The following is a 13390-nucleotide window of genomic DNA, read 5'->3' on the forward strand; positions in this document are numbered from 1 at the left end:
GAACGTCCATGTCTATACTAGGTAAGAAACATCTTAACTTGATAAACAATATCTGCACCGTGCTTCCTCATAATTGTAAATAGGAAGCCAGGCCTAGCCTTCTGTAAATCATTACTCGATATCTTAAGTTGAAATTTGTATATAAGTAAGTAGAAACAGGTGAATAGCGTGAGTGTCCGACTTTTTAAACAAATATATTTCAAACTTCCTATATTTGTAAGACTACTATTAGTTATATTTATACTGATGTGTTTTTTTGGAACATTAATCCACTTGGTAGAACCGAACCAATTTCCTAGTATTTTTGATGGTATTTGGTGGGCATTTGTAACGGGTGCTACAGTGGGGTATGGCGATTATGTTCCCTTAACAATCACCGGGAGGATCGTTGCAATTTCTTTAATATTAACTGGCGGTGGATTGATTGCTTTTTATATTTCCACCATATCTGCTGCTACAGTGCAACATGAACAAGATCTAGAACATGGAAAGTTAGCATTTAAAGGGAGCAACCACCTCATCCTCATTGGATGGAATGAGCGGACCAGACAATTAATTGAATTCATTGCTCAATCGAGTTCCCATATTCGCATGGTTCTTATTGATACAACCCTTGAACATGTTGCCTTTTCCGATTATCCTGTCCACTTTATTCAAGGAGATCCTACGGAAGATGCCATTCTTGAAAAAGCCAATATTAAGTTAGCTGATCGCGTATTAATAACAGCGGATATTACAAAAAGAGAACGAGAAGCAGATAATTTCTCGATTCTCACTGCAGTAGCCATTCGAGGGAACAACGCATCGATTCCAATTATTATTGAAATTCTAGCTGCAAGTCAGATTGAGAATGCTCATCGTGCTGGAGCAACAACCATATTACGTTCGAACGACTTTACAAGCGCACTATTTTATCATGAATTATCCCGTGATACAAAAGCCAGACCATTTGAAGACATTTTTTTCATGCTTACATCACAACAATTTCACCATGCCTCATTGCCCGAAGAATTTGAGAACATGTCATTTGGTGACATTGCCAATATTCAACGTAAAAATCAGCAAATATTAATTGGCGTTATAAGAAATAATCAATACATGATGAATCCAACGTTTGAATTTGTAGTTAAAAAAGATGATATTTTGATTGGGTTAATCCCTTGGAATTACTAAATCCTCTACTTTTTTCATTAACGCTTTGCCTGAATCAATATATTCCTCTGGAATCTCCGTATCTGGGTCTGTTGGAGCTTGAAATTGATTGAACGTATCTTGTACTAGCCCAGCAGATCCCTTACTATCATATCCTGATTGATATTGATGCCCTAATAAAAATGGCTTTTCCAACCGAACCGTAACACCAGGGAAATCTAAAGATCCTTGTACTGCATAAAAAGGAATACGTAGAAAGTAATAAGTTCCTTGATCATCCATTTTTAAATCAAAATAGCCTTTGTCATAATCCCAATTCGATCCGATAACAAATCCTTCTGGTTTCAAAATCTCTTCTAAGACATACAAGGAATAAATCTTATTTTCTAATCTGGATTCAAGAGGTACCATTTTTTTCTTCTCCTTCTCTTTCGATAGTAGTAATCAAATGATTTACTAATATGTTTTGCTACATCCTAATTATTATGCTAAAATATTTTATTGTGTAAAATGAACCGAATAATGATATAGGAGTTGTTCAGCATGACAAGCAATTTTGAGAACGGTCAAATTTTAGAAGGAAAAGTAACTGGAATTCAGCCATACGGTGCCTTTGTTGCCCTAAATGAAGAAATCCAAGGACTTGTGCATATTTCTGAAGTGACACATGGATATGTAAAAGATATTAACGATCATTTATCTATTGGTGATAACGTAAAGGTAAAAATTCTTCAGATTGATGAAGAAAATAACAAGATTTCTTTATCTATTCGTGCAACGGAAGAGGCTTCCCAAAAACAGGAGAAACCAAAACAAGCACCAACGAAACAACAGAGCAACGAATCAACTGGATTTAATACACTTAAAGACAAGCTTGAAGAGTGGATTAAACAATCTGAAGGTAACGCTAAAAATTAAAGTAAAGGCAAACTCCTTATTCATCGAGTTTGCCTTTTTTAGTGATTAACTATCCACACGTTTAGGATCCCGTTGATCCGCAAACGCTTCGTCCGTTTTAAATAACAATGGCAGTAAACAAAGGCCACTAATTCCAACTAATGTATAAACTACTCGAGCAATAGCTGCACTTTGTGATCCTCCAAAAATGGCTGCCACTAAATCAAATTGAAATAAACCAATTAAGCCCCAATTCACTGCGCCAATAATCGTTATAGCCAAAGCTGTTCGCTGTAATCCATTCATGAGTTTATCCTCCTTTTATCATTCATTTCTACTATAGCTTTTACCATTATCAGCAAAATATGTAGTTGTCTTTCTTGATTTCCCAACATGTCTTGGGTAAAGTGAATAGTGTAGTATTTATTACTAGAGATAGAAATGTTTCCATTTTTATATAGGAGGATAAGCTTATGAGTCATGTATCGTTTAATTATAAAAAAGCACTTCCGTTTCTTCATGAACAGGAAATTAATAATCTACAAAGTGCGGTAGAAGCTGCACATCAATCCCTTCATGAGAAAACAGGAGTAGGCAATGATTACTTAGGATGGATTGATTTACCAGAAACGTATAACAAGGAAGAATTTAATCGAGTAAAGGAAAGTGCAGAAAAAATCCGAAATAACTCAGATATCCTATTAGTAATAGGTATTGGTGGCTCTTATTTAGGTGCACGGGCAGCATTAGAAATGTTGAATCATTCTTTTCAAAGTTATCTATCTGCAGACGAATTAAATAGCCCCCATATTATCTTTGTGGGACATCATATGAGTTCTACATATATACGCGAATTGCAAGATATCTTACAAGATAAAGACTTTTCTATTAATGTTATTTCAAAAAGCGGAACAACTACGGAACCAGCCATCGCTTTTCGTATCTTCAAAAAAATGTTGGAAGAAAAATATGGTGAAGAACAAGCTAATGAACGAATCTTCGCAACTACTGATAAAGAAAAAGGCGCTTTGAAAAATACTGCTGATCAGGCTGGATATGAGACATTCGTAATTCCTGATGCTGTTGGTGGAAGATATTCTGTATTAACTGCTGTTGGCTTATTGCCTATTGCAGTAAGTGGTATTTCAATTGATGAAATGATGTCAGGTGCTCATCAAGCAATGCAAGATTTAGACGAACCCTCTTTACAGCACAATCCGAGTTATCAATATGCAGCAGTACGTAATATTTTATACAATAAAGGAAAAACAACCGAGATGCTCATTAATTATGAGCCAAGCTTGCAATACTTTGCTGAATGGTGGAAACAGTTATTTGGTGAAAGCGAAGGCAAAGATAATAAAGGAATTTATCCATCTTCTGCTAATTTTTCAACTGATTTACATTCACTGGGGCAATATGTCCAAGAAGGACGCCGAAATATATTTGAGACCATCCTGCATGTTAACCAATCAAAATACAATATTACAATAGAAGAAGATGGTGAAAATGCAGATGGCCTTAATTACCTTGCCGGAAAAACACTTCATGAAATAAATGATAAAGCTTTTCAAGGTACACTATTAGCCCATACGGATGGAGATGTTCCTAATCTAGTAGTCGAAATTCCAAAGCTGGATGCATATACATTTGGTTATTTGGTATACTTCTTTGAAAAAGCTTGTGCAATAAGTGGATACTTACTTGGGGTTAACCCTTTCGATCAACCTGGAGTAGAAGCATATAAGAAAAATATGTTTGCATTGCTTGGAAAACCAGGTTATGAAGATGAGAAAAAGCAACTTGAAAATCGATTATAATTAAAATAGTTTCCAATTAAGGTTTATATTTCTAAATTTGGGGTATGCTATAAAATGTAAGACTTTCTCGTATTCCCCCTGTAGGCAAAGCGATAATCGCTTTGCTTTTTTTATTGCTTTTTTCTCGAATTTATTGCAAGAGGATAGAGGCAAGAAATGTTATACTATAACAAATAACTAATTAGGAGGGCACTAATGGGAATTTTTGATTTGCAACATGATAGAAAAAATACAAAATCTGTGAAATGGGATATGCTAAAACCTGTTTTTCAAACAGAGGATGTGCTGCCAATGTGGGTAGCAGATATGGATTTTCAAGCTCCAGAAGGAGTGAATAATGCATTAATTGAACGAGCAAAACACGGGATTTATGGATATACCATCGTCGATGATACCGTAAAAAAAACGATTGTTGATTGGATTAGCCGCCGGCATGGGTGGGATATTAAAGCAAACTGGCTTTCTTTTAGTCCTGGTGTTGTAACAAGTCTACATATGGCAGTTCAAGCTTTTACTAACCCTGGAGATAATATCTTAATTCAAACTCCAGTTTATACCCCGTTTTATAAAGTGATAGAGAGTCATGAAAGAAATGTCGTCAAAAATCCGCTTGTTTATAAGGATAACTATTACGAAATTGACTTTGAAGACTTTGAAGAGAAGCTAAAGCAAGGTGTAAAAGCATTCATCCTATGTTCACCGCATAATCCGGTTGGTCGAGTTTGGAAAAAGACTGAATTAGCTGAGTTAGCACATTTATGCTTAAAATATAACACCATCATCATCTCGGATGAAATTCATGGGGATCTAACATTTCCTGAAGAAGTGCATGTTCCAATTGCGTCATTATCTGACCAAATTGCTCAGCAGACGGTAACATGTATGTCTCCATCTAAAACGTTTAATTTAGCTGGACTACAAGCATCTTATATTGTTACGCCCGATAAATTAAAGCGTGACCAATTAGAAACACAACTATCAAAACAAGGTGTAAACGGCTTAAATACTATGGGTAACACTGCACTAGAAGCTGCATACACTTATGGGGAAGCATGGCTAGATGAATTACGTCATGTTTTAAAAAGCCATAAAGATTATGTCAAAGAAATGTTTGAAACGCATACTTCTGAATTAAAAGTAATTGATTCAGAAGGAACTTATTTGCTTTGGATAGATTGTAGTGCCTTAAATATGGATCATCGTGAATTGAAAGAATTTATGATAAATCAAGCAAGAGTCGGATTGAACACAGGTGTAGATTATGGACAAGAAGGTGCCACGTTTATGCGAATTAACATTGCTTGTCCAAGACCAACTTTAGAAGAAGGTGTCAAACGAATTCTATCAGCTGTTCAAAACAGATAAAAATGAAGGAGGCTGCTTTCGCCTCCTTACTCTTCTTGTTTGTCATTATACTGAGTAGGGTCTGTTGGCGACTCCCCTTCTCTATCCTCATCTTCAGCTTCAGATTTAGTCAATTTGCCACAAAGAATTCGTTGTCCTGAGTTCCCTCCAGGTTGACTCATCCCATCATCTTCGTCTTGTGTAACGATTATGGAAGTACCATCCCCTTTTATCAAAGAGTTCTTTCCATCCAATAATGTTGTCTGTGGTAGCATAAGGTCAGCATCCACTAGTCCTCCGGCATCTGCTTCAATATTTGGTAAATCGCCAAGATGGGAGCCTTCTGGATGCATTAAGCCGTGCTCAGCTCCGGTTGGATTAAAATGATTTCCTGCGGATTTAAAATCAGGACCTTCACACTTAGCGTATTCATGTATGTGGATTCCATGAAAACCTGGTTCTAAACCTTCTAACTTTAATTTTACATTTACCCCATCTGATTGTTCATTGAAGCTAGCTGTCCCAACCATATCTCCTGATGCATTATACATTTCCACTTTCCGACTCTTCGGATCCTCCTGCTGACAAGCTGTCATCAAAATAAGAACAATAGATACAATTACCCAACGCATACGACTACTCCTTTTAGCTCTTTTCCCTTATGTTCTCCGAGAAGTGCGAAACGATTCGTGGATTCCTTCTTTTTCAAAGTCAAACATAAAAAGTCTCCTTGTTCAGGAGACTTCGGGCGTTAACTATTCTCTTTCGATTCTTTAATCTTTTTGTTATATTGCTCATCAAATTTTTTCTCATCTTTTTTTGATTTTTTATAAAATAAATACATGACAATACTGGCGGCAATCATAAAGATAATTAAGGTTATTACAGCCGGTATGTATTCTGTCTTGTCCTCTGGAAAATAGAGAAAAGGCATCATTCGCATTCACTTCCTTCACGATCAGTATATCAAACTCGTTAGGATATCGAAACGGCTAATAAAAAATATTCGCCAAACTGTTACATTTTTGGCACAATAATAATAAGGAGGGACGATTGACATGCCAGAAGTACAGTTAGGAGATACCGTTAAAGCTCATTATAAATCAGGGACATATATAGGAAAAGCAATCGCTGACAAAGGAGACCGCTATGTTATCGAAGTATTAGCAGTTAAGAAACATCCCATGCAAGGTGATTTGCATAACCCACATCAAACAGAAGGCGTTTTCTTTCACGAACGGAAAGCGCTGGCTTACCATGAAAAAATGAATGTAAAAAAACCTGCGGTTCATCCTCATTCTGAGTTGATTCCTGATTATAAACAATCCTTGAGGCAAGCGGTTAATGACTATAAAGAAAAGTTAACCAAAGAAGAAACTACTTATAATCAAGCTGCAATGAAATGCTTACAGCAGCTAGAACAAACATATTTTAAATAGAAGCCCTTAGGTTAAAGCCACATTTCACCTATTATGATGAAATGTGGCTTTAAGTTTATGTTTGAAATGGATTATCAAATATACAGTTTTACTTGATTCATTCCCCATTCCCATACCTGTTTGGCTAAAACCTCATCTTTTGCTGTTTTTGCTGTTGGAGCAACTTGCTTCCGATAGAAATAATTCCCTTTTTTTGAAGGTATTGTTTCATTGGTAGCTAAAAAAACTGCCGTTTCCGACCCTTGACTTGGGCTTAGAAAGAAGGGGTGTAGATACGAATATACCTTTTCGCCAAAACCTGAGTTACGATCTACTCCAAGATTTGTTGCAACCGCTCCAGGGTGAAGTGCAAACACAGCTAGCTCTGGTTCACGCCTTTGTAATTCTTTCGTAAACAAAATATTTAATAGCTTTGATCGTCCATAAGCCGTTGCTGGATTATACGACTTACTTAAATTTGGATAACGAATATCAATCTTCCCTATTTTATGAGCACCTGACGATATATTAATGATTCTTCCATCAGAAGATTTTTTTATAGAATCAAGGAGCAGAATAGTTAATAAGAAATGCCCCAAATAATTAACCCCTAGCATCATTTCATACCCATTTATGGTCGTTTGCCGTTTAATCGTAACAACACCAGCATTATTAATTAACACATCTAACTGATTAAATTGACCCTCAAACGATTTTGCGAAGCGTTGTATACTTGAAAAACTGCCTAGATCGCATAGCATTAAAGATATAGACTTTGATCCACTTTTCTTGCTTACTTGATACAGAGCCTCTTCTCCTCTATGTTGGTTTCTGCAAACCATAATAACATGCGCCCCTTGCTTCGCAAGCTCAATAGCTGTGGCTAACCCCATTCCCGAATTTGCTCCTGTAACCATCGCCGTTTTTGTTCTCATGACCACCTCTCCTTCCTCTGAATTCACCATAACATGAACGATCCATCCTTAAAAATATAAATAAAAAACCGTCAGCATAAATACTGACAGTTTCTAAAGGATCTCTATTACTCTCCGAGATGTTCTTTAATTACTTCTTCCACTCCATTAAGTGCTTCTTCTTCATCTGGACCGTTTGTCGTAATTTTAATTTCAGCACCCTTTGGAATGCCAAGAGACATAACACCCATAATTGATTTTAAGTTTACTGTTTTATCATTGTAAGCTATTTCTACTTCTGACTCAAATTGCCCTGCTTTATTTACCAGAAGTGTTGCCGGACGTGCATGGACTCCGGTATCTGCTGTAATTGTAAACGTTTGTTCTTTCATCCTAATTCATCCTTCCAAAAGATATTATCCTATGTACATATTACACGTACAATGTTTCTAGAATTGTTTAGTGAAAAACTGAACTATTAATATTATATACAATAATACGCTTTTTTGAAACAAAAAAGGCATATTTTTTATATGAGAAATTATTTCTAATAGAACTGGTTCGACAAATAGCGTTTAAAGATAACAATTTGTCTTTCCATTTTGCTTATGATAACGTTATGCTGTACATTGTATTGATCTATAAGGAGGAATTTTTATGAGTGTACATATAGGTGCAGAACAAGGCGCAATTGCTGATAAAATATTATTACCAGGAGACCCACTTCGGGCACAATTTATTGCAGAAACTTTTTTAGAAAACCCTATCCAGTATAATCATGTTCGTGGGATGTATGGGTATACAGGTACATATAAAGGAGAACGTGTATCTGTTCAAGGAACAGGGATGGGCGTCCCATCTATCTCCATTTATGTTAATGAATTGATTCAAAGTTATGATGTAAAAAAACTTATTCGCGTAGGTACATGTGGGGCTATCCAAAAAGACGTAAATGTTCGAGACGTTATCTTAGCCCAAGGTTCTACAACCGATTCGCAGATAAATCGAATGGTCTTTGGCGGCATCGATTATGCTCCACTTGCTGACTTCGACTTATTAAAGAATGCTTATGATGCTGGATTAGATAAAGGGCTCCATTTACGTGTTGGAAATGTTTTTACGAGTGATACTTTCTATAGAGATAATGCCAGAGAAGTAAATGAAAAATTAGCTGCTTATAAAGTACTTGCAATTGAAATGGAAACAACGGCTCTTTATACACTTGCCGCAAAATTTGATCGCCAAGCTCTTTCTGTACTTACGGTTTCTGACCACATATTAACCGGTGAAGAAACAACCGCTGAAGAAAGGCAAACGACGTTTAATGATATGATGGAGATCGCTTTAGAAGCAGCCATTAAATAGAAGAGTTATAAAAGGTGACCGAGTTATATTGAAAACGAATAACGTTGCAGCCAGATAATTAACGCAACATGAAATAGGACATGTTTTTCGGCGGTACGACCTCTGCTATACTCGAATGAATTTTCGGACACATGCTAGATCCGCCGCAGAAGGCATGCCTATTTTATATTGCTATGATTATGAATACATAGTCTTCAGTTCCTTTCCGTAGTAATTTACTACTTAAAACGAATGTTAAGTCTGAATACATCTTGTATATTGGTAAACTTATTTCAAAATCAACCCCCCATACTCTCGTCCTTCGACCCTAATACAATTTATTTCTATTATCTATTTTCATATTTCTGGAATTTATTTGTCAACCATAATATTTTATCGGTTGACAAAATGAACTTATCAAATTATGATCAATTTAATAGAGGAGGATGTTAAACATGAAAGAATTACGAACAATCGATCTTACATATGGAGCTATTTTTGTTGTTTTAATGGCGATAGGTGCAAATATCACTGTATGGTTTCCTATGCTTGCCATCCCTATTGGCGGGACAAGTGTCCCCCTATCTTTACAAACATTTTTTGCTGTTTTAGCTGGTCTAATGTTGGGTAAAAGATTAGGAAGTATTTCCATGATTGCATATATTCTAATCGGGTTAGCTGGTGTCCCTGTATTTTCCGGTCTTTCTGCTGGACCAATGGCATTTCTAACTCCAACAGGTGGGTTTATCATTTCCTTTGTATTTATTGCATATTTTACAGGAATGATCATTGATAAGCCTCAAAGAAGAATTTTTCCATATTATTTAGTAGCTGCAATTATTGGTACCTTAATTAACTATGGAATTGGTGTTACTTATATGTACATCGCATTGAATACATGGATGGGAGTTCCCATTTCCTATTACCTAGCTTGGGGAGGGATGATTCCGTTTCTTATTAAAGATATTGCTTTTGCTGGTTTAGCAGCGATATTCATGGTCCGTATTGCCACCCGTATCCCACAGTTCAAGCAAGCAAAAGCAGGTTAAGTGCAGTAACTCTACTTGCAGGTTCCGCCTATGTGTCTTCCATCCATATGATAATATAGCATTAAGGATAAATGATGCATATTGTCTTGTTGCAAAGGATACACTTTCCTTAGAAAGGATGATCGACACAGATGGAATTATTTCAAAATTACCCATTATGGGCAGCATTTATTGCAATTATTTTTGCGCAAGTAGTAAAAATCCCTATTTCCCTTATTGTAACAAGAGAATTCAAACCGAACTTGGCCTTCAGTACAGGAGGAATGCCTAGTAGTCATTCTGCAGCCGTAGCAGCCTTAACAACAGGGCTAGGTATTGTAGAAGGTGTAACTTCAAGTTTTTTTGCCATCTCTTGTGTTTTCAGTATTATCATTATGTTCGATGCAACAGGCGTTCGACGTCAAGCTGGAGAGCAAGCCATTGTACTTAATAAATTAATTAGAGATTTTCAAGTATTTGTCGACGGAGCCAAAGAGTGGCCGAATAAAGAAGGCAATGAAAAAAGAAAAGAATTAAAGGAATTATTAGGGCATCAACCCATTGAAGTTTTTTTTGGTGGCTTGGTAGGTATAGCAATTGCATTTATTCTACATGAATTTATATATTAAATAAAAACGGGATACGATCTACATCAAATCGTCTCCCGTTTTATTTCATTAGCTATCTGTAATTTCTTGTCTAAATACTTGTAATGCTTTATTCTCATTCAATTGCTTTAAGTTTTCCTCTGTTAAATTACCGTTCCCTTTCTCAACAATATAAACTTCCAGTTCCTTCTTTCCCCATTGCTGATAAACATCCTCAACAGTGTCATAATAAAGATCAATCTTATTACCAGTAATTGCACTACCTTTATCAGCAACAACTCCAAATCCATAATCGGGAATAAATAAAATCGTTCCGATAGGATAAACACTTAAATCAGCAGCAATAGTAGAATACAAGTCTCGTGTTACTTTAACACCAGAAAATGTAATTCCGTATTCTGGATGATTTGGTGATTTTCCAGTTGATTCCACACCTGCAGTATAACCAGTAGCTATCACATTAGCACTTGGGTATTGCTGATAATTTACTGCTTCAGCCAATGACTCGGGTGCCTTAATCTGTTCACTAGAAATATAACGCTTCTCTTCTTTCTTCACATTTAATCCCTTGTTTTCCAACTTCGTCTGACGCATTGGATTACCTTGATTTGAACCATTAGTTACTGCCTCAATTGCAGGTGTTTGCCCATTTGACCAAACTTTCATGTCTGCAAAGGATACATTGCTTATCGATGTAATTGTTGTAAGAAACGCAAAGATTGCTAAGAGAAATAAACTTGTCCTACGAATAAAATTTTTAATTTTCATGTATAACACCTCTCTGGATGTCATCATTTCCAATCTACAAAATTTTATTCATCATTCTATTAAAACATTTGATATCCACTTTTTCGAAGTAGTTTTATAACGAAGCCCGATACAATCGTTCCTGCAAACCCTGCTGCTAATATCCCGATGTCTACTGGTGTAATTTGCATTAATCTAGAAAACGCTTCCGAAAACGCTTCTACCGGCGCTTTAAAGTACTCCCACGTAGAAATATTATCAACAATCATTAACACTACAATTGGATATAAGAAAGCCATTAACCATGTCCTTCTTAATAGCATATTCAATATAAATGCGATACCAAAAAAGATTACAAAATATAATAAAATAGATACGACTAATTGAATCAAATTGGGTGTCTCCCTTCAGGTACTCTAGTTATCTAATTTTTTCCAGTTTCCTTGCCATCATATCCTTCTCCATTTTAAAGGAATTTATATAAAAAGCAAAGACAGTACATGCCTTTGCTTCTTCATTCTTTTACATGAATAGTCAAAAAATTGTCACACCATAGCTAAAACTTTGATAATATGGTGATTTAATAAAAAATATTAAATTTCCCCTTTTTCATTAATAAACCGAAGCCACCTAATTTCCAAAGATAGCGATTATCAATGATCTTTTTCATTACAGTAGCTTTCCATCCCAGTAATTTTTGGTTATTTAATATAACACCAATTGCGTCATTACTTCCCAAAGAAGCAACTGTACCTAAGATGTTCGGTTCAAACGTTTCCATCTTTGTATTATGAATGAGTGCTTTAACATTATGTGCAACAATATCCGATTGTTGAATTGCAATTTGTGCAGTGGGCGGATATGGTTTGCCGCTTTCCTCATTCATAATCAGTGCACAATCGCCAATAACAAAAACGTCACTATACTCAGGCGTCCGCATGTCAGCTTGAACTTCTATTTTTCCTCGATTATTTTGAAATCCTGATTTTTCAATGATAGAGTTCGCTCTTACGCCTGCGGCCCATACTGTTGTTAAGGTTGGAATTTCTACTTCTTTTCCATTTTTTTCATATACGACACTTGTAGCTGTACATTCTTTCAATAAAGCACCCGTAATAAATTCTACTCCACGTGATTCAAGCGAATTCATTGCATATTCAACAAGCTGTGGGTCAAATCCTGGTAATATAGTTGGCGATCCTTCAATATTAATAATGCGAACTAAATTCTTATCAATATCGTATTCTTTACATAGTTCTGGGATACGATCCGCAAGTTCCCCTAAAAATTCAACACCAGTAAATCCTCCACCACCCACGACAATATTAAGTCGGGCTTGTTTTTTTGTGTTTTCGTTATGATATAAAGCAAAATTATAATCGATATGTTCACGTATAAGGCGGGCACGATTAATGTCTCCAATGGTGAAAGCATTTTCTGCAAGACCTGGAATACCAAATGTCGCTGCTTCAAAGCCTAGTCCAATAACTAGAATATCATAATGTAATTGATTATTTTCCATTTTAACTAGTTTTTCTTCTGGTTTTACAGAAATAACCTTGTCCTTAATAAAGTTTACTTTATTAATATCAATGACAGAATTAATTTGAATTCGCGTTCGGTCATGGTGCAGTGTCCCAGCTGCATTTTCGTGTAACCATGTTGTTTGGTAATGATAATCATTCATATTAACTAATGTTATATTCGCTTCATTGCTACCTAGTGACTTTTGCAATTTAACCGTTGTCATCATTCCGCCATAACCAGCACCTAAGATCACAATATTTGGTTTATTCAACGTCATCACTTCCAATAATTTACTATTTTGTGTGCTTGTGACATATTTCACGAACTAGTCATAAGAAAAACTTGGCTAAATGCCAAGCTTTTATGGTCAAGCGTTAGATGAAAGAATACAAAAATCCAGTATTTTTCCACGTTCCAACCGATTTAGCCGAACCATATCATGATTCAATAATTTGTCACATAATCGTAATATCTTCCTTGAATATAGTAGCCTTTTTTCAATTATATTTCAACCCAATCCACAGTTTACCGAATTATTAAATTATTCCTAATTATAAATTTCATATGAAGCGAGTACATTAATATTCTATT

17 protein-coding genes are annotated in these 13390 nt (G+C 35.7%); 8 read left to right on the forward strand and 9 right to left on the reverse strand.

Translation table 11 applies throughout. The annotated features are described in order from the left end of the window. The first annotated feature begins 168 nt into the window (after positions 1 to 168). Complete coding sequence (locus M948_RS24050) at positions 169 to 1173, forward strand: potassium channel family protein (RefSeq protein WP_021288897.1); 1005 nt, start codon at positions 169 to 171, stop codon at positions 1171 to 1173. Here the strand turns inward: M948_RS24050 and M948_RS24055 are convergent. Beyond that, the gene (locus M948_RS24055; RefSeq protein WP_021288898.1) at positions 1153 to 1563 is read right to left on the reverse strand and encodes a YugN-like family protein; all 411 of its coding nucleotides are present in this window, start codon (positions 1561 to 1563) and stop codon (positions 1153 to 1155) included. The genes M948_RS24050 and M948_RS24055 overlap by 21 nt on opposite strands. Before the next feature lie 132 nt (positions 1564 to 1695). Here M948_RS24055 and yugI point away from each other — a divergent pair, with 132 nt between their 5' ends. Then, a complete protein-coding gene (gene yugI, locus M948_RS24060) occupies positions 1696 to 2070 on the forward strand; it encodes a S1 domain-containing post-transcriptional regulator GSP13 (RefSeq protein ID WP_021288899.1) in 375 nt (124 codons plus the stop codon). Between the two features lie 45 nt (positions 2071 to 2115). On the opposite strand, the gene M948_RS24065 is transcribed toward yugI, so the two are convergent. Continuing rightward, complete coding sequence (locus M948_RS24065; RefSeq protein ID WP_021288900.1) at positions 2116 to 2355, reverse strand: DUF378 domain-containing protein; 240 nt, start codon at positions 2353 to 2355, stop codon at positions 2116 to 2118. Positions 2356 to 2522: 167 nt separating this feature from the next. On the opposite strand from M948_RS24065, the gene M948_RS24070 reads away from it, so the two are divergent. Next, a complete protein-coding gene (locus tag M948_RS24070) occupies positions 2523 to 3869 on the forward strand; it encodes a glucose-6-phosphate isomerase (protein WP_021288901.1) in 1347 nt (448 codons plus the stop codon). A gap of 195 nt (positions 3870 to 4064) precedes the next feature. Beyond that, positions 4065 to 5234, forward strand: coding sequence for a MalY/PatB family protein (locus M948_RS24075; RefSeq protein ID WP_021288902.1), 1170 nt, complete (start codon positions 4065 to 4067; stop codon positions 5232 to 5234). Positions 5235 to 5260: 26 nt separating this feature from the next. Here M948_RS24075 and M948_RS24080 read toward each other — a convergent pair whose 3' ends face one another. Together M948_RS24080 and M948_RS24085 are read right to left on the reverse strand one after the other, a co-directional pair. Continuing rightward, positions 5261 to 5845 (reverse strand): superoxide dismutase family protein, encoded by a 585-nt coding sequence (locus M948_RS24080; RefSeq protein ID WP_021288903.1) that lies wholly within the window; start codon positions 5843 to 5845, stop codon positions 5261 to 5263. A 119-nt stretch (positions 5846 to 5964) separates the two neighbouring features. Further along, the gene (locus M948_RS24085) at positions 5965 to 6156 is read right to left on the reverse strand and encodes a hypothetical protein (protein ID WP_306465025.1); all 192 of its coding nucleotides are present in this window, start codon (positions 6154 to 6156) and stop codon (positions 5965 to 5967) included. Between the two features lie 115 nt (positions 6157 to 6271). On the opposite strand from M948_RS24085, the gene kapB reads away from it, so the two are divergent. Then, positions 6272 to 6652 (forward strand): sporulation phosphorelay system protein KapB, encoded by a 381-nt coding sequence (kapB, locus tag M948_RS24090; protein WP_021288905.1) that lies wholly within the window; start codon positions 6272 to 6274, stop codon positions 6650 to 6652. A gap of 74 nt (positions 6653 to 6726) precedes the next feature. Here the strand turns inward: kapB and M948_RS24095 are convergent, their stop codons facing one another. Beyond that, positions 6727 to 7566 carry an SDR family oxidoreductase gene (locus tag M948_RS24095; RefSeq protein ID WP_021288906.1) on the reverse strand — a complete coding sequence of 280 codons (840 nt, stop codon included), beginning with the start codon at positions 7564 to 7566 and terminating at the stop codon, positions 6727 to 6729. A gap of 107 nt (positions 7567 to 7673) precedes the next feature. Continuing rightward, positions 7674 to 7937: a phosphocarrier protein HPr gene (locus M948_RS24100; RefSeq protein ID WP_021288907.1), complete on the reverse strand. Its 264-nt coding sequence runs from the start codon at positions 7935 to 7937 to the stop codon at positions 7674 to 7676. Between the two features lie 265 nt (positions 7938 to 8202). Between M948_RS24100 and deoD the strand changes: the two genes are divergently transcribed. The 3 genes from deoD to M948_RS24115 all read left to right on the forward strand — a co-directional run bounded on the left by deoD (position 8203) and on the right by M948_RS24115 (position 10546). Then, positions 8203 to 8910: a purine-nucleoside phosphorylase gene (deoD, locus tag M948_RS24105; RefSeq protein WP_021288908.1), complete on the forward strand. Its 708-nt coding sequence runs from the start codon at positions 8203 to 8205 to the stop codon at positions 8908 to 8910. Positions 8911 to 9344: 434 nt separating this feature from the next. Further along, the gene (locus M948_RS24110; protein WP_021288909.1) at positions 9345 to 9938 is read left to right on the forward strand and encodes a biotin transporter BioY; all 594 of its coding nucleotides are present in this window, start codon (positions 9345 to 9347) and stop codon (positions 9936 to 9938) included. Between the two features lie 131 nt (positions 9939 to 10069). Beyond that, entirely contained in the window at positions 10070 to 10546 is a 477-nt protein-coding gene (locus M948_RS24115) for a divergent PAP2 family protein (protein WP_021288910.1), read from the forward strand. 48 nt (positions 10547 to 10594) lie between these two features. On the opposite strand, the gene M948_RS24120 is transcribed toward M948_RS24115, so the two are convergent. From M948_RS24120 to M948_RS24130, 3 genes are all read right to left on the reverse strand, one after another. After that, entirely contained in the window at positions 10595 to 11293 is a 699-nt protein-coding gene (locus tag M948_RS24120) for a 3D domain-containing protein (protein WP_021288911.1), read from the reverse strand. Between the two features lie 59 nt (positions 11294 to 11352). Further along, positions 11353 to 11664, reverse strand: a complete 312-nt coding sequence (locus M948_RS24125; protein ID WP_021288912.1) for a YuiB family protein — start codon at positions 11662 to 11664, stop codon at positions 11353 to 11355. A gap of 188 nt (positions 11665 to 11852) precedes the next feature. Beyond that, on the reverse strand, positions 11853 to 13070 hold the full coding sequence (locus M948_RS24130) for an NAD(P)/FAD-dependent oxidoreductase (protein ID WP_021288913.1): 1218 nt from the start codon (positions 13068 to 13070) through the stop codon (positions 11853 to 11855). Between the last annotated feature and the right edge of the window lie 320 nt (positions 13071 to 13390).

This window comes from Virgibacillus sp. CM-4 (assembly GCF_000445495.1).
Taxonomy (GTDB): Bacteria; Bacillota; Bacilli; order Bacillales; family Amphibacillaceae; genus Virgibacillus; species Virgibacillus salexigens.